16 protein-coding genes are annotated in these 16,644 nt (G+C 63.5%); 8 read left to right on the top strand and 8 right to left on the bottom strand.

The genetic code is table 11. The features are described 5' to 3' along the window. Window positions 1–90 precede the first annotated feature (90 nt). A complete protein-coding gene (locus HX792_RS08345; RefSeq protein WP_176995618.1) occupies window positions 91–825 on the bottom strand; it encodes a trans-aconitate 2-methyltransferase in 735 nt (244 codons plus the stop codon). 264 nt (window positions 826–1,089) lie between these two features. Between HX792_RS08345 and HX792_RS08340 the strand changes: the two genes are divergently transcribed. Continuing rightward, window positions 1,090–2,172, top strand: a complete 1,083-nt coding sequence (locus HX792_RS08340) for an LLM class flavin-dependent oxidoreductase (RefSeq protein ID WP_176995617.1) — start codon at window positions 1,090–1,092, stop codon at window positions 2,170–2,172. A gap of 135 nt (window positions 2,173–2,307) precedes the next feature. On the opposite strand, the gene HX792_RS08335 is transcribed toward HX792_RS08340, so the two are convergent. The 3 genes from HX792_RS08335 to HX792_RS08325 form a co-directional block, all read right to left on the bottom strand. After that, window positions 2,308–3,102 (bottom strand): class II aldolase/adducin family protein, encoded by a 795-nt coding sequence (locus HX792_RS08335; RefSeq protein ID WP_176995616.1) that lies wholly within the window; start codon window positions 3,100–3,102, stop codon window positions 2,308–2,310. Window positions 3,103–3,187: 85 nt separating this feature from the next. Beyond that, entirely contained in the window at window positions 3,188–3,346 is a 159-nt protein-coding gene (locus tag HX792_RS08330; protein ID WP_176995615.1) for a hypothetical protein, read from the bottom strand. 208 nt (window positions 3,347–3,554) lie between these two features. Further along, window positions 3,555–4,460 carry a LysR family transcriptional regulator gene (locus tag HX792_RS08325; RefSeq protein WP_176995614.1) on the bottom strand — a complete coding sequence of 302 codons (906 nt, stop codon included), beginning with the start codon at window positions 4,458–4,460 and terminating at the stop codon, window positions 3,555–3,557. 217 nt (window positions 4,461–4,677) lie between these two features. On the opposite strand from HX792_RS08325, the gene HX792_RS08320 reads away from it, so the two are divergent. The 7 genes from HX792_RS08320 (at window position 4,678) to HX792_RS08290 (ending at window position 12,410) form a co-directional block, all read left to right on the top strand. Next, the gene (locus tag HX792_RS08320; RefSeq protein WP_176995613.1) at window positions 4,678–5,289 is read left to right on the top strand and encodes a cysteine dioxygenase; all 612 of its coding nucleotides are present in this window, start codon (window positions 4,678–4,680) and stop codon (window positions 5,287–5,289) included. Next, entirely contained in the window at window positions 5,286–6,869 is a 1,584-nt protein-coding gene (locus HX792_RS08315; protein WP_176995612.1) for a rhodanese-related sulfurtransferase, read from the top strand. The genes HX792_RS08320 and HX792_RS08315 overlap by 4 nt, the downstream gene beginning before the upstream one ends. A gap of 284 nt (window positions 6,870–7,153) precedes the next feature. Then, on the top strand, window positions 7,154–8,128 hold the full coding sequence (locus HX792_RS08310; protein ID WP_176995611.1) for an ABC transporter substrate-binding protein: 975 nt from the start codon (window positions 7,154–7,156) through the stop codon (window positions 8,126–8,128). A gap of 15 nt (window positions 8,129–8,143) precedes the next feature. Beyond that, complete coding sequence (locus HX792_RS08305; RefSeq protein ID WP_176995610.1) at window positions 8,144–9,493, top strand: LLM class flavin-dependent oxidoreductase; 1,350 nt, start codon at window positions 8,144–8,146, stop codon at window positions 9,491–9,493. Next, on the top strand, window positions 9,490–10,173 hold the full coding sequence (locus HX792_RS08300) for a peroxiredoxin-like family protein (RefSeq protein WP_176995609.1): 684 nt from the start codon (window positions 9,490–9,492) through the stop codon (window positions 10,171–10,173). The genes HX792_RS08305 and HX792_RS08300 overlap by 4 nt, the downstream gene beginning before the upstream one ends. A 123-nt stretch (window positions 10,174–10,296) precedes the next feature. Beyond that, entirely contained in the window at window positions 10,297–11,466 is a 1,170-nt protein-coding gene (locus HX792_RS08295) for an acyl-CoA dehydrogenase family protein (protein WP_176995608.1), read from the top strand. Continuing rightward, entirely contained in the window at window positions 11,463–12,410 is a 948-nt protein-coding gene (locus HX792_RS08290; protein WP_176995607.1) for a D-isomer specific 2-hydroxyacid dehydrogenase family protein, read from the top strand. Before HX792_RS08295 ends, HX792_RS08290 begins: the two co-directional genes overlap by 4 nt. A gap of 10 nt (window positions 12,411–12,420) precedes the next feature. On the opposite strand, the gene HX792_RS08285 is transcribed toward HX792_RS08290, so the two are convergent. From HX792_RS08285 to HX792_RS08270, 4 genes are all read right to left on the bottom strand, one after another. Further along, entirely contained in the window at window positions 12,421–13,302 is an 882-nt protein-coding gene (locus HX792_RS08285; RefSeq protein WP_176995606.1) for a LysR family transcriptional regulator, read from the bottom strand. A gap of 183 nt (window positions 13,303–13,485) precedes the next feature. Further along, window positions 13,486–14,100 carry an isochorismate family cysteine hydrolase YcaC gene (ycaC, locus tag HX792_RS08280; protein WP_176995605.1) on the bottom strand — a complete coding sequence of 205 codons (615 nt, stop codon included), beginning with the start codon at window positions 14,098–14,100 and terminating at the stop codon, window positions 13,486–13,488. A 29-nt stretch (window positions 14,101–14,129) separates the two neighbouring features. Continuing rightward, entirely contained in the window at window positions 14,130–15,968 is a 1,839-nt protein-coding gene (locus HX792_RS08275; RefSeq protein ID WP_176995604.1) for an amidohydrolase, read from the bottom strand. Continuing rightward, window positions 15,965–16,555, bottom strand: coding sequence for an antibiotic biosynthesis monooxygenase (locus HX792_RS08270; protein WP_176995603.1), 591 nt, complete (start codon window positions 16,553–16,555; stop codon window positions 15,965–15,967). The genes HX792_RS08275 and HX792_RS08270 overlap by 4 nt, the downstream gene beginning before the upstream one ends. Window positions 16,556–16,644 lie beyond the last annotated feature (89 nt).

Here is a 16,644-nt window from a genome sequence, read left to right as displayed (position 1 = left end):
TCACCCTGCCCCAAATGCTGAAAAAGCCCATCTAACGGGATCCGCCAAAGGGGCGCCGCCCGTAACCTGCAACGGCCCCCCGAATCGGGATTAACTGCGCTTGCGCAAGACTGCGGCGGGGATCAGCGCATCGCCCAAAGGCTCAAGCACAAACCCTGCGGCGCCGGCCTCTTCGGCGACCTGTTCGAGGCCGAAGGTGTGCCAGTGATGGTCGGCCTGGAACTGGCGCAGCACCTGCTCGCCGGCACGCACCTGATAGTCGAGGGTCCAGTGCATCAGGTCGCCGCCGGCGGGCTCACCCTGCAGGGCGACGTGGTAGGTGTGTTCGCCGATGTCCGCGTTGGCGACCTGCATCAGCGGCACCGTTTGCGGCGCCTTGAGCATCATCACGTCGACGATGACGAGGCCGCGCTCATCCAGGCGCTCGGCCAGTTGCTGCCAGAGGTGGTGGCGCTGTGCTGTATCGAGGTAACCAATGGTGCCGCAGATGACCGCCGCGGACAGGCGTGACGGCAAGGTGACCTGCTCGAGGGTGCCGGCCAACACGGTGACGCGTTGGCGCAAATCGCTGCTGCGCATGATCCGCCCCACCAACGCCGCGCGCATGGCGGCCGAAGGTTCCACCGCAAGAATGCGCGCGTTGGGCAAGGCCTCGGCGATCACCTGAACACACGGCCCGGTGCCGGCGCCGACATCCAGAATCACCCCGTTGGGGTCCACTTCCTGCAACGCCCGGGCGATAGGCCCGCCGCGTTGCAACCACTGCTGCTCGCACAGCACATCGTAGAATTCGGCAGATAACGCATACGGATCGGCGGTGGTCATGAAGGCATTCCCAATGGCTGATGAACGAGGCGTGATGATAACCACTCTCAACACCAATTCAACCGCGGGAATGCAAAGGGCATTTTTTATGCAGCCACAAAATGCATATTACTGATACACAAAAAAATGATCATTCTTTATTTTAATAATTAGGTTAGAACCAATCGGCATTTTACAGGCCTTGCCCCTGCCCCTACTTTGAAGGCGAATAACCGACCCCTTGCCCGGTGGAGGTGACCACCACGCACTGAACAAGGAAAGACCATGAGCATCGAATTCATCGGCTATATCGGCGGCCACCACGCTTCCGAAATCCACCCGCGCAGCGGCCCGACCCTGCAACCGGACTACGTCGAAACCGTGGCCCGCGCCCACGAGGAAGCCGGTTTCGACCGCGCCCTGGTGGCGTTCCATTCCAACAGCCCCGACAGCACGCTGATCGCCTCCCACGCGGCGAGCGTGACCAGCAAGCTCAAGTTCCTGATCGCCCACCGCCCGGGTTTTGCCCAGCCCACCCTCGCCGCCCGCCAGTTCAACACGCTGGATGTGTTCAACGGCGGGCGCACCGCCGTGCACATCATCACCGGCGGCGACGACCGTGAGTTGCGTGCCGACGGCAGCCATATCGGCAAGGACGAACGCTATGCGCGCACCGACGAATACCTGAGCGTGGTGCGCCAGGAATGGACCAGCGAGCAACCGTTCGATTTCGACGGCACTTACTACCAGGTCGAAGGCGCGCACTCCACGGTAAAGTCGCCGCAACAGCCGCATATCCCGCTGTACTTCGGTGGGTCTTCGGCGGCCGCGATTGCGGTGGCGGGCAAGCATGCTGACGTGTATGCGTTGTGGGGTGAAACCTATGAGCAAGTGCGCGAAATCGTGACCCAGGTACGCGCCGAAGCAGCCAAGCATGGGCGCACGATTCGCTTCAGTCTGTCACTGCGGCCGATCCTCGCGGAGACCGAAGAACTGGCGTGGGCGCGTGCCGACAGCATCCTGCAACAGGCCACTGCGCTGGCTGAGAAAAATGGCTTTGTGCGGCGCGAACCGCCGAATGAAGGATCGCGTCGACTGCTCGCGGCAGCGGCGCAAGGTACACGCTTGGACAAGCGCCTGTGGACCGGTATCGCCGGGTTGCTCGGGGCGCAGGGTAACTCCACCTCCCTGGTGGGCACCGCCGAACAGGTGGCTGAAGCACTGGTGGATTACTACGACCTGGGGATCACCACGTTCCTGATCCGCGGCTTCGACCCGCTCAATGATGCGATCGACTACGGCAAGCGCCTGATCCCCCTCACCCGCCAGCTGATTGCTGAGCGCGAACAGGCCAAACAGGTCGCTTAATTCAGAACACTGCAAAATCAAATGTGGGAGCTGGCTTGCCTGCGATGCAGACACCTCGGTTGTTCAGATGAACCGAGTTGATGCTATCGCAGGCAAGCCAGCTCCCACATTTTTGGATCTGCTGTGTACCGTGGATCAGTTTTTGTAGTCCGTATCAGTACGCTCCAACTGCCGGATCAGCGCGTTCCAATGCCGCGCCACACCCGGTCCATCGCCGGCCTTGAACACTTCGGCTTGTTTCTCGACCTTGGCCACCACCTCGGCCGGCGGGAAGATCAACTCCGCATTCCCCGCCGCCTGCGCCGCGATCTGAATGTTGCACGCGCGCTCCAGCCCTTGCAGTTGCTGAAAGGCATGCTCGACGCTGACACCCGCGGTCAACAGGCCGTGGTTGCGCAGGATCATCACGCTTTTGTCACCCAGGTCTGCGACCAGCCGCTCACGTTCGTCCAGGTCCAACGCCACGCCTTCGTAGCCGTGGTACGCCACGCGCCCGGAGAAGCCGATGGAATGCTGGGAGATGGGCAGCAAACCGTCCTTCTGCGCCGACACCGCGATGCCGTCGCGGGTATGGGTGTGCAACACCGCCTGCAGGTCATGCCGCGCGCCGTGGATGGCGCTGTGGATCACGTAGCCGGCGTAGTTGATGCCCAGGCCAGTGGGGTCGTCGACGATGGTGCCGTCGAGGTCAACCTTGACCAGGTTGGAGGCGCTGATTTCATCGAACAGCAAGCCGAAGGCGTTGATCAGGAAATGCTCCTCCGGGCCCGGCACGCGGGCGGAGAAGTGGGTGTAGATGTGGTCGGTCCATTTGTACAAGGCCGCCAGGCGATAGGCGGCGGCCAGTTTGACGCGCACTTCCCATTCTTCCGGGGTGACGCGTTGGCGAACGTTGTTGGAAACGCTGGAAATCGAGGTGACGCTGCTCATGGCAAAACTTCCTGGATGGCCTTAAGGACTTCCAGGCAAGCCTACGGGGTGCAAAAAAATAATAAAAAGCACATTTTAATCTAAGCTAATTATTATTTTTTTTCATAACCATAACAGCGTCAAACACCCTGTAGGAGCCCGGCTTGCCGGCGATGGCGGCCTCGAGATGCGTGCAAAATCCAAAGGCCTCATCGCCGGCAAGCCGGCTCCTACAAGGGTTGTGGGCATCGATATTCTTGTTCACGACGCAAATCCGTAGGAGCCCGGCTTGCCGGCGATGGCGGCCGCGAGATGCGTGCAAAATCCAAGGGCCTCATCGCCGGCAAGCCGGCGCCTACAAGGGTTGCGGGTATCGATATTCTTGTGCACGCCGCAAATCCGTAGGAGCCCGGCTTGCCGGCGATGGCGGCCGTGAGGCCACCGAAAATTCAGGGGCCGCATCGCCCGAGGGGTCAGGCGGCGTTGCGGACCTTGTGCAGTGAAGCCGCCACCAGCTTGCCGAAGGCGTCCACCGGCCCTTGCAGGTTGCCGAGAAAGTGCGGGTAGATCAGCCACAGGTCCATCACCGGTTTGAAATCCTTGAGGGGCATCACCGCCAGGTGCTCGCGGTGGGCACTGCGTTCCAGCAGCGGGCGCGGTACCAGGCCAAGGCCCAGGCCGTCGGCCACCAGCCCCAGTTGCAGTTCGGTGCCGAAGGTTTCCAGGTTGACCCGCAACGCCAGGCCCTGATCCGACAAGGTGCGCTGCAAACCGGCGCGGAAACCACAACCGTCGGGGTTGAGGATCCAACCGTTCTGGTACACGTCTGCCAGCTTGCAGGGCTTTTTCGGCAGCTGGGATTTGGCGCAGACCACCACCAGTTCCATCTTGCCGATGGACTCACCGACGATATTGTCCGGGAAGATCTTGCCTGCCGGGAACAACGCCGCCGCCGCGTCCAGCTCGCCGCGCTCGATCTTGCCCACCAACTGGCTGCCCCAGCCAGTGGCGACCTGGGCGCGCAGGTCGGGGTATTCGGTACGCAGGTGCTTGAGCGCATCGAGCAGCACCACATCGCCGATGGTCTGCGGCACGCCCAGGCGCAGCAGGCCGGTGGGCGGCGCGTCGGTGGCGACCAGCTCACGCAGGGCATCCATTTCGCGCAGGATCAGCCGGCATTGTTCATACACCCGAGTGCCGATCAGCGTAGGCTTGAGGGGCTTGGTGTTGCGGTCGAACAGCTCCACCCCCAGCGCCTGCTCGAAGTTCTGCACGCGGCGGGTGATGGCCGGCTGGGTCAGTTGCAGCGACTCGGCGGCGTGGCTAATGGACTGGCAACGAATCACTTCGACAAAGGCATCGATATCGTCAATTTTCATTTGGGCCGCACATAGAGAACAGTCATTAAGATGTGTGCGAAGCATAGTTGTCGGAACACGGTCTGGATAGCCCACCGACCTATCGATAACGTCTAACACTATTCAGACCGGTTCTAAATTACCTACAGCTATAAGCTAATCATTAAAAAATAGCATATTAACTATAAACATTATGCTTAGATAAACCCATCACCACCGACCACACGATGGAGTTGTCATGACCCAGGCCAAGCACCCCGAGAGACTGAGAGCCTTCATAGGCGCCCTGGCGGAATTGATTGACGGCAACCCACGCGAAGGCGACCTGTTGCACCGTGGCGGCAAGCTCCTGGCGCAGCTGGTCAGCCATGACGACTGGCTCCCCGACGAATTCGCCAGACCCGACCCCGAGCGCTACCAGCAATTTCTGTTGCATGCCGATTCGCGCCAGCGCTTCAGCATCGTCAGCTTTGTGTGGGGGCCCGGGCAAAGCACGCCGATTCATGATCACCGGGTGTGGGGGCTGATCGGCATGTTGCGCGGCGCTGAATTCTCCCAGGGTTTTGAACGCGCCCCCGATGGCAGCCTGGTTGCCGAAGGTAAGCCCATCCAGTTGGTGCCAGGCCAGGTGGAAGCGGTCTCGCCCAAGGTCGGCGATATCCATCAAGTGAGCAATGCCCACAGCGACCAGGTGTCCATCAGCATCCATGTCTACGGCGCCAATATCGGTGCCGTGCGCCGCGCGGTGTATCAGCCCGACGGCAGCGAGAAACTGTTTATCTCCGGTTATTCCAACGCCTTCCTCCCGAACATCTGGGATTTGTCCAAAGAAAAGAGCCCTGCCCTATGACCACCGTATCGACCCGCAGCTTCGCGCAGATTCGCCAGGCCCTGCTGGACCATGAAGAAGTCGCCCTGGTGGACGTGCGCGAAGAAGCGCCGTTTGCCGAAGCCCACCCGTTGTTTGCCGCGAATATCCCGCTGTCCAAGCTTGAGCTGGAGGTGAATTCGCGCATTCCACGGCGTGATACCCAGGTCACCGTGTACGACAACGGCGAAGGCCTGGCCGCCCGTGCCGCCGAGCGTCTGGTTGCACTGGGGTACACCCAGGTCAGCCTGCTGGAAGGCGGCCTGGAAGGTTGGCGCAACGCCGGTGGCGAACTGTTCATCGACGTGAACGTGCCGAGCAAAGCTTTCGGTGAGTTGGTCGAGAGTGAGCGGCACACGCCCTCCCTCGCCGCCGAAGAAGTGCAAGCACTGCTCGACAGCCAGGCCGACGTGGTGGTGCTCGACGCCCGCCGCTTCGACGAATACCAAACCATGAGCATCCCCACCGGCATCAGCGTGCCCGGTGCCGAACTGGTACTGCGCGCCCGTGAACTGGCGCCCGACCCGGCCACCCGCATCATCGTCAACTGCGCCGGGCGCACCCGCAGCATCATCGGCACCCAGTCGCTGATCAACGCCGGCGTGGCCAACCCGGTGTCAGCCCTGCGCAACGGCACCATCGGCTGGACGCTCGCCGGGCAGAAACTCGCCCACGGCCAGTCGCGCCGCTTTGCGCCGACCTCGGAAGAACACCGCCAGATCGCCGCCAAGGACGCACGCCAAGTGGCCGACAAGGCCCGTGTTGGCCGCGCCACCCTGGCCGACCTGCAACGCTGGCAGCAGGAAACAACCCGCACCACCTACCTGTTCGATGTGCGCACCCCGGAAGAATTCGAAGCCGGCCACCTGCCGGGTTCACGCTCGACACCGGGCGGCCAGCTGGTGCAGGAAACCGACCATGTGGCCAGCGTACGCGGCGCACGCCTGGTGCTGGCGGATGACGATGGCGTGCGCGCCAATATGTCGGCCTCGTGGTTGGCTCAGTTGGGCTGGGAAGTGCATGTGCTGGATGACCTGCAGCCTGAGCATTTCAGCGAGACCGGTGCGTGGGTCGCGCCAGTGCCTGCGCCGGCCCAGGCGGAATTGATCAGCCCCCACACCCTGGTGGACTGGCTGGCCCATGGCGACACCGCCGTGCTGGATTTCACCCCGAGCGTCAATTACGTCAAGCGCCATATCCCCGGGGCCTACTGGGCCTTGCGTGCGCAGTTGCCGCACGCCCTGGCAAAGGTGCCGCCCGCCGAACGTTATGTGTTGACCTGCGGCAGCAGCCAACTGGCGCGCCTGGCCGTGGCAGACGTCGAAGCCCTTACCGGCAAGCCGGTGTTCCTGCTGCAAGGCGGCACCACCCAGTGGATCGCTGAAAAGCTGCCGCTGGAAGAAGGCGAAACCCGCCTGGCCTCACCGCGCATCGACCGTTACCGCCGCCCGTACGAAGGCACCGACAACCCCAAGGAAGCCATGCAGGCGTACCTGGATTGGGAGTTCGGCCTGGTCGCGCAACTGGCCCGCGACGGCACCCACGGTTTCTACGTGATCTGACCCTCAACTTGTAGTGAGCGGGCTTGCCCCGCGCGGCGGTGTGTCAGGTGTGTATCAGGCGCCTGGGAGACCGCGGCGCGGGGCGAACCCGCTCACTACAGGTCGTATTAACATGCAATATAGGAATAATCAGATAAATAATGATCAGGTATTTTAATGATTAACTTATAACCAAAAAGAACTTCACAGGGAGTTTTTATGGGAATAACGTTAAGTCCTCACCGACCCCTTCTCCAGGCGGAGGTAGCCAAACCCTTTTTCGAGCTACCTGGAGCCTGCATCCCATGGTCTTTACCACCCCCTTCAAACGCCTGCTCCTGGGCACCGCCCTGGCCCTCGGCCTGATCAGCACCGCACACGCCGCCGACCTGCAACCGCTGCGGGTGGCCAACCAGAAATCCACCATCAAGGCGCTGCTGGAAGTCTCCGGCGAAACGAAGAATGTGCCTTATGAAATCCAATGGTCGGAATTCCCTTCCGCCTCGCCCTTGGGTGAAGCCCTGAATGCCGGCGCGGTGGATGTGGGCGCCTTGGGCGACGCGCCTTATGTGTTCGCACTCGGCGCGGGTGCCTCGCTCAAGGTGGTCAGTATCATCCACGCCGAAGGGCGCAACACCACGGCCCTGCTGGTGCCAGAGAACTCGCCGATCAAGACCGTGGCCGACCTCAAGGGCAAGAAAATCGTCACCGGGCGCGGCTCCATCGGCCATTACCTGGCGATCAAGGCCCTGGCCAGCGCCGGCCTGAGCACAAAGGACGTGCAATTCATCTTCCTGCTGCCCAGCGAATCACGCCTGGTGCTGGACAACGGCACCGTCGACGCCTGGGCCACCTGGGACCCCTACACCACCGTCGTCACCTCCCAAAGCCACGCCCGTGTGCTGATCAGCGGCAACAAGCTGTTGAGCAACCACCTGTACTTCGCCGCCACCGGCCAGGCGATCGCCGACAAGCGCGTGCAACTGGATGACTTTGTGGCGCGGGTCGACCGGGCCTATGCCTGGGCCAACGTGCACCCCGACGAATACGCCGCCGCTCAAGCCAAGATCACCGGCCTGCCCCTGGCCGTACACCTGGAGGTGGCCAAGGACACCCACCTGAGCCCGGTGGCGATTGACGACAGCGTGATCAGCGGCCTGCAAGCCACGGCCGACACCTACCAACAGGAAGGCCTGCTGCCCAAGCACATCGACGTGTCGCAGGGTTTCGACAAGAGCTTTAACGCCAAGCGTGTCCCACTTTCCCAAGCCTCGCGCTGAAACAAGGAGCAGAACATGAGCAAGCCACGTCAACTCAAACTCGGTGCCATGGTCCACGGCGTCGGTCACGGCTGGGGCGAATGGCGCCACCCGCAGGCGCAACCGAATGCCAGTACTAACTTTGGTTTCTACAAGCAGCAGACCGAGCTGGCCGAAAGCGCCAAGTTCGACTTCGTGTTCATCGCCGACAGCCTGCACATCCACGCCAAGTCCAGCCCGCACTACCTCAACCGTTTCGAGCCGCTGACCATCCTGTCGGCCCTGGCCGCGCTGACCAGCAATATCGGCCTGGTCGCCACCGTGACCGTCAGCTACACCGAGCCCTACCAGGTGGCGCGCCAGTTTGCGTCCCTGGACCACATCAGCGGCGGCCGGGCCGGGTGGAACGTGGTCACCTCCTGGCTCAGCGGCACCGCCGACAACTTCGGCAAGGCCGAGCACCCGCCGCACGCGGTGCGCTACCGCATCGCCAAGGAACATCTGAACGTGGTCAAGGGCCTGTGGGATTCCTGGGAAGATGACGCCTTCTCCTACAACAAACACAGCGGCGAGTTTTTCGCCCCCGCCAAGCTGCACGCACTCAAACACAAGGGCGAGTTTTTCTCGGTCAAGGGCCCGCTGAATATCGCGCGCTCTCGCCAGGGCCAGCCGGTGATCTTCCAGGCGGGCACCTCCGAAGACGGGCGCAACTTTGCCGCCGAACACTCCGATGCGATCTTTGTGCACGTGGAGAGCATCGAAGAAGGCCTGGCCTACACCCAGGACCTCAAGCGCCGCGCCCAGGGCTTCGGGCGTGACGCCGACAGCCTGTCGATCCTGCCGGGTATTCGCCCGATTGTCGGGCGCGATGAAGCCGAGGTGGAAAGCCGCTACCAGCAAGCCGTGGACCTGGTGACCGTAGAGGATGCGATCGTCGCCCTGGGCCGCCCGTTCAATGACCACGACTTCAGCCAGTACCCGCTCGACGCCCCCTTCCCGGAACTCGGCGACCTGGGCGCCAACAGCCAGAAAGGCGGCTCCGACCGCGTCAAGCAACTGGCCAGGGACGAAGGCCTGACCCTGCGCGAAGTGGCCTTGCGGTTCTCGCGGCCCAAACGTGATTTTGTCGGCACCCCGGAGCAAGTGGCCGATGCGATCCAGACCTGGTTCGAGACCGGCGCCAGCGACGGCTTCATCATCAACTCGGTACTGCCCGATGGCTTGCAGTACTTCACCGAACTGGTGGTGCCGGTGTTGCAACAGCGTGGCCTGTTCCGCACCGAGTACAGCGGCCAGACCCTGCGCGACAACCTGGGCCTGGACGTGCCGGCCAACCGCTACAGCGTTGCAAACGAAGTGGAGACAGAACAGGAGGCACTGGCATGAGCGAGTCCCTCAACCGTCAGTTGGCCGACCTGCATGCCGAACGCCTGGCCACCTGGGCGCCGGCCGCCTTGCAGGTCAACATCGACCAGCGCCAGCGCCTGGTGGACGAAGCGCAGCCTGACAACTACGTGCAGGTCGGTGACGAGCTGGACCCTTTTACTCTACTGAACGTGGAAGGTGGCGAACTGAACCGTGAGCTGCTGCTGGCCGACGGCCCGGCGGTGCTGATCTTTTTCCGCTTTGCAGGCTGCCCCGCGTGCAACCTCGCCCTGCCCTATTACGAGCGCCAGCTCTACCCACGCCTGCGGGAATGGGGCGTGCCGTTAGTCGCGGTCAGCCCGCAGGTGCCGGAGCGCCTGGTGGAGATCAAGACCCGGCACACCCTGCGACTGCTAGTGGCCAGCGACCCGGACAACAACCTCGGGCGGCGGCTGGGCATTCTCTACAGCTTTGACGACGCCTCGCGAAACGCGGCGTTGGCCAAGGGCAATCACATCGGCGACACCACCGGCACCGGGACATGGGAATTGCCGCAACCGACCGTGGTGGTGATCGCCCGGGACGGCACCGTGGCGTTCGTGGAAGTCAGCCCGGATTGGTTGGTGCGCACGGAAGCCGAGCCGGTGTTGCAAGCGGTGGAACACCTGCTGGGCCAGCAACCCGTGCGCCTCGCCATCTGACCCACACCGCCCCCCCCTGTAGGAGCCCGGCTTGCCGGCGATTGGCCCCCAAGCCATGCGCAAAGCCTTCTGCCGCCATCGCCGGCAAGCCGGCTCCTACACTTTTTGATCGAGTACATGCTTATGACTCAGCCATCCCTACGCTCCGTGGAAGTCGCCAATTTCGAAGCTCTGCTCGAACGCCTCAGCGCCGAACTGGCGAGCACCGCGCACCTGTATGACGAGAGCGGCGCCTTCCCCCACGCCAACTTCAAGTTGCTGCACGAACACGGCCTGGTCGCCCTCACCGTGCCCAAGGCCCTCGGCGGTGGCGGTGCCAGCCTGCCCCAGGCGCGCAAGGCGATCAGCGCGATTGCCAAGGGCGAACCCTCCACGGCGCTGATCCTGGTGATGCAGTACCTGCAACACACCCGCCTGCAAGACAGCAAGACCTGGCCTGCACACCTGCGCCAGCAAGTGGCCGAGGACGCAGTACGCAACGGCGCGTTGATCAACGCCCTGCGCGTCGAGCCCGACCTCGGCACCCCGGCCCGTGGCGGCCTGCCGGCGACCACGGCGGTACGCACGGCCGAAGGCTGGCGCATCAGCGGGCGCAAGATCTACTCCACCGGCAGCCACGGCCTGAGCTGGTTCAGCGTGTGGGCGCGCAGCGATGACCCGGACCCGCTGGTGGGCGCCTGGCTGGTGCCCAAGGACAGCCCCGGCGTGAGCATCATCGACACCTGGGACCATTTGGGCATGCGCGCCACCTGCAGCCATGAAGTGGTACTCGACAACGTGCTGGTGCCGCTGGACCACGCCGTCGGCGTCAGCCCCTGGAGCGCACCATCGCCGGAGCTGGATGGCGAGGGTTTCCTGTGGATGTCGGTGCTGCTGTCATCGGTGTATGACGCCGTGGCCCAGGCCGCGCGGGACTGGCTGGTGAACTGGCTGGAAGCACGCAAGCCGTCCAACCTCGGTGCAGCCCTGTCGACCCTGCCGCGGTTCCAGGAGACCGTCGGCCATATCGACACCCTGCTGTTTGCCAACCGCAGCCTGCTCGACGCCGCGGCAGAAGGCCACACCCCGGCCGCCAACGCGGCGCAGTTGAAGTACCTGGTGACCAATAACGCCATCCGTGCCGTGGAACTGGCCATCGAGGCCTCGGGCAACCCCGGCCTGTCGCGCCATAGCCCGCTGCAACGGCATTACCGCGACGTGCTGTGCAGTCGCGTACACACCCCGCAGAACGACGCCGTGTTGCAAGGCGTCGGCAAAGCGGTGTTCGCCCAACGTGAGAAGGAACGCCCATGACCCAGGTGATTATTGCCAGCCAGTTGGACGAGGATTACAACGACGTGATCCGCCAGCGCCTCGCCGCGCACCACCCGCAGGCCCAGGTGATCGGCGTGCCGGTGGGCGTGCCCAGCGACCTGCCGCCCCAGGCCACTATCCTGTTGCTGCGCCCGATCAACGTGCGCGGCTACACCGCCCCGGACACCCCGCCACCGGGCTGGCCGTATGGCGCGCAATGGGTGCACCTGGTGTCGTCGGGCATCGACTTCTACCCGCAGTGGCTGTTCAACGGCCCGCCGGTCACCACCTCACGTGGCAGCGCCGCCGACAACCTTGCCGAGTTCGCCCTGGCGGCGATCTTTGCGGCGTCCAAGCATTTGCCGGACATCTGGGTGAACGATGCGCAGTGGAGTTTCACCCCGCTGCGTCCGCTCAAAGGCACCACACTGGGCATCCTCGGCTTTGGTGCAATTGGCGAACGCCTGGCGCACAAGGCACTGGCCTTGGGCATAAACGTCGTGGCGTTGCGTCAGAGCACAGCGCCGTTTGGCGTCGACGGTGTGCAGGCGGCCAAGGACATCCACGACCTGTTCGCCCGCGCCGATCACCTGGTGCTGGCGGCGCCGCTGACCGAGGCGACGCGGCAAATCGTCGACCGCGATGTGCTGGGCAGCGCGAAGCCAGGGCTGCACCTGATCAACATCGCACGCGGCGGTTTGGTGGATCAGGAGGCGTTGGTGGAGGCGCTGGACAATGGGCAGGTCGGCCTGGCGTCGCTGGACGTGACCGAACCGGAACCCTTGCCGGACGGGCATCCGCTGTACACGCACCCGAGGGTACGGTTGTCGCCCCATACATCAGCGATTTCGACTCACAGCCGCCATGAGATTGCCGACGCGTTTTTGGCGAATCTGGAGCGGTATGTCGCGGGTCTCGAATTGGCGAACCTCGCCAACCGCTGACGCTTGCCCGTCAGCAGCCCTGCGCCAGCTGTTCGCGCAAAAACTCCACCAACGCCTGCACCGGCCGTGAACTCTGCCGGTGCTGGGGGTACACCGCCGACAGGGTCAGGGCTTCGGGGGCGAAGTCGTCCAGGACCGTGACCAGGCGGCCGTCCTTCAACGCGTCGCCGACGATAAAGGTGGGCAAGTACGTCACCCCCAGGCCGGCGATAGCGGTGTCGCGCAGCAAATCGCCGTTGTTCACGCGCATGCGCCCACTCACGTTCAACGCCTGCACCTTGCCCTTGAAGCGCCACTGAACCTGACGGCCATGGCCGTATGGCAGGCAGTCGTGCTCATTGAGGTCTTCGGGTTTTTGCGGCGTGCCGCGCAGGGCCAGGTACGCGGGGCTGGCGCAGTACACCCGCGGGATGCTGGCGATGCGGCGGGCGATCAGGGTGGAGTCTTCCAGGGTGCCGATACGCAGCACCAGGTCATAGCCTTCGCCGATCAGGTCGACAGGACGGTCACTGAGGTCGACTTCCACCGACACCTGGGGATGGCGCTGCAGGAACAGCGGCAACAGGCAGCCCAAATGGGCCATGGCAAACGACAACGGCGCACTCAGGCGCAGGGTGCCGCGCGGCTCGCTGTTCTGGCCGGCGATGCCCTGCTCGACTTGCTCGACTTCTCCGAGCAGGCGCAAGGCGGATTCGTAGTAACTCTGGCCGAGTGGTGTAACGTCCAGGCGGCGGGTGGAACGGTTGAGCAGGCGCACGCCCAGGCGATCTTCCAGCTGGATCAGGCGGCGGCTGACAAATTGCTTGGACAGGCCCAGTTGCTCGGCGGCGGCGGTGAAACTGCCGGACTCCATGACCTGGCAGAACAGGCGCATGTCTTCGAAGGGGTTCATTGTCGCTTCTCGGTGGACATTTAGCGGTTTTATAGCGCGCCAGTAGCAACACCACAAAACAAAATGTGGGAGCTGGCTTGCCTGCGATGGCGGTGTATCAGCAGACGTTACTGTCGACTGACACTCCGCCATCGCGGGCAAGCCCGGCTCCCACGGGGGTTCAGCGTTGTTCTCTAGCGATAATTACTTAGTAAACGCTGTGTAGCTGTTCATCAGGTTGCGGTAGTTCGGGATGCGCTGGGACAGCAGGTTGGCCAGGCCTTCCATGTCGTTGCGCCAGTCGATCTGCAGCTCGCAGGCCACCGAGAACCAGTTCACCAGTTGCGCGCCGGCCGCACTCATGCGTGCCCAGGCGGCTTGTTGCACGGTTTCGTTGAAGGTGCCGGACGCGTCGGTGACCACGAACACCTCAAAGCCTTCAGCCAGTGCGCACAGGGTCGGGAACGCCACACAGACATCCGTTACCACGCCCGCGATGATGATCTGCTTGCGCCCGGTCGCCTTGACGGCCTTGACGAAGTCTTCGTTGTCCCACGCATTGATCTGGCCAGGGCGCGGAATGTATGGCGCGTCCGGGAACATTTCCTTGAGTTCCGGCACCAGCGGGCCGTTGGGGCCGCTTTCAAAGCTGGTGGTGAGGATGGTCGGCAAGTTGAAGAACTTGGCCAGGTCCGCCAGGGCCAGCACGTTGTTCTTGAACTCGTTGGGCGAGAAGTCCTGCACCAGGGAGATCAGGCCAGTCTGGTGGTCGACCAGCAGTACGACGGCGTCATCTTTGTTCAAACGGTTGTAAGCCATGGGGTTATCTCCTAACGGGGGTTGGGTAATCAGAAGGCAAAACACGAGCAGCCGAACGCACCCCAGAAACCCTGGAAGTCGCTGACCGGCACGCTGGAAAGACGCGCTTTTTCATGGCTGTGCACATGCACGCCACACGGGCCGCTGCATTGGTGCACCTGAGCCTGCAACGCCGCACCCGGGCGCCAGTGCCCGGGCACCTTGACCACCGGCGACCAGTCCGGCAGCACCGGCACGTGTGGCGGTGCGTACTCTTCGAAGTCGCCGGCGCCGTAGACCACCTTGCCGCCGACCACGGTGAGCACCGACTCGATCCACTTGATGGCCTCTTCCTCGACGCTGAAGAAGTCCGCCGACAGCGCAGCAACGTCCGCCAATTGGCCGACCTTGATCTGGCCTTTCTTGGCTTGCTCGGACGAGAACCAGGCGCTGCCGTGGGTAAACAGTTCCAGCGCGGTGAGGCGCGGCAAGCCCTCGGCGTGCAGCGCCAAGCCGCCTACCGTACGGCCGCTGACCATCCAGTACAGCGAGGTCCACGGGTTGTAGCTCGACACCCGCGTGGCATCGGTGCCCGCCCCCACCGGCACGCCTTCGGCGAGCATGCGCTGGATCGGTGGCGTGGCTTCGGCGGCCTTGGCGCCGTAGCGCTCGACGAAGTATTCACCCTGGAACGCCATGCGGTCCTGGATCGCAATCCCGCCGCCGAGGGCACGCACGCGCTCAATGTTTTTCGGGGTGATGGTTTCGGCGTGGTCGAAGAACCACGGCAGGCCATTGAACGGGATGTCGCGGTTGACCTTCTCGAACACGTCGAGCATGCGCGAGATGGACTCGTCATAGGTGGCGTGCAGGCGGAACGGCCAACGCTGCTCCACCAAGTGACGCACCACCGGCTCCAGTTCCTGCTCCATGGTCAGCGGCAGGTCCGGGCGGGGTTCGAGGAAGTCTTCGAAGTCAGCGGCCGAGAACACCAGCATCTCGCCGGCGCCGTTGTGACGCAGGTAGTCATCGCCCTGGTGCAGGGTGACGCTGCCGGTCCAGTTCTTGAAGTCGCTGAGCTCTTCCTTGGGCTTCTGGGTGAACAGGTTGTAGGCGATGCGCACCGTCAACTGTTCGTCCTTGGCCAACTGTTCGATCACCGCGTAGTCGTCGGGGTAGTTCTGGAAACCGCCACCGGCGTCGATCGCACTGGTGAGGCCCAGGCGGTTGAGTTCACGCATGAACTGGCGGGTCGAGTTGACCTGGTATTCCAGCGGCAATTTCGGGCCTTTGGCCAGGGTCGCATACAGGATCATCGCGTTGGGCCGCGCCACCAGCATGCCGGTGGGGTTGCCGTTGCTGTCGCGCACGATCTCGCCGCCCGGTGGGTTGGGCGTGTCCTTGGTGTAGCCGGCCACGCGCAGGGCCGCGCGGTTGAGCAAGGCGCGGTCGTACAGGTGCAGTACGAACACCGGGGTGTCGGGCGCGGCCTGGTTCAGCTCGTCGAGGGTGGGCATGCGTTTTTCGGCGAACTGGAATTCGTTCCAGCCGCCCACCACGCGCACCCATTGCGGGGTTGGCGTGCGGTCGGCCTGGTCCTTGAGCATGCGCAATGCATCGGCCAGGGACGGCACGCCTTCCCAGCGCAGTTCGAGGTTGTAGTTCAGCCCGCCACGAATCAGGTGCAGGTGAGAGTCGTTGAGCCCGGGGATGACGGTGCGACCCTTGAGGTCGATGACCTGGGTGCCGCTGCCGCGCAGGGCCATGGCCTCGCCATCGGTGCCCACGACGACGAAACGCCCACCACTGATAGCGACGGCGGTGGCGCGCGGGTTTTCACGGTCCACGGTGTGGAACTGGCCATTGAACAGAATCAGATCGGCGTTCATAGGATTTCCTTTACAGAGGCTTCAAGCCAGGGAGCGAACAGCCGGGTAGCCGCCGGCATCAACAGGTAGACCACCAGCAACACGATGGTCAGGGTCACCAGGAAGGTGGCAACCACGTAGTTGGAGAGAAAGGGATGCAGGCGCAGGACCGGGCCCCACACCAGCGGCACCAGCAGGGTCAGCGGCAGGATCACGAACAGGGTGACCACCGCCTGCTTCCAGCGTGGCGGCTTGGCGGCGCTGTCGGCCAGGGGCGAGAACCAGAACTCGTTGACGCCGCCGACTTCGGTCTTGTCGCCGTCGGCCAGCATGGGCGCAGCTTCGGCGATCAGGTCGTTGCGTTCGGGGGAGTCGAGCCAGCGCTCCAGCGCGTCGGTGGAGCGGTAGCGCAATACGCAGGTGAACAGCGCCAGGCCGTTCTGTTGACTGCGCACCACGTCCACGCCGAGGTGGCCGGGGCGCTCACCGGCGATGCGCACAATGCGCCGCAGCCAGGCTTCATAGTCGGCCTCAAGGCCTTTCTTGATCAGGTGTTTGACGACCAGGGTGACGACTTCGTCGGGCCCTGTCTCTGGTGCTGGGTCCATGGTGCTCCCCTCTGCCTTGAAAGATCAGCGATGAGGGGAGTGTGCCGTGGGCGGGGGTGATGAAAATTGGATGTACGTGCTGTTTGATC

Origin of the sequence: Pseudomonas sp. B6002, from assembly GCF_013385985.1 — a bacterium.
Taxonomy (GTDB): domain Bacteria; phylum Pseudomonadota; class Gammaproteobacteria; order Pseudomonadales; family Pseudomonadaceae; genus Aquipseudomonas.
The sequence above is the reverse complement of the archived record's forward strand: the minus strand, read 5'-3'. Positions and strand labels throughout refer to the sequence as shown.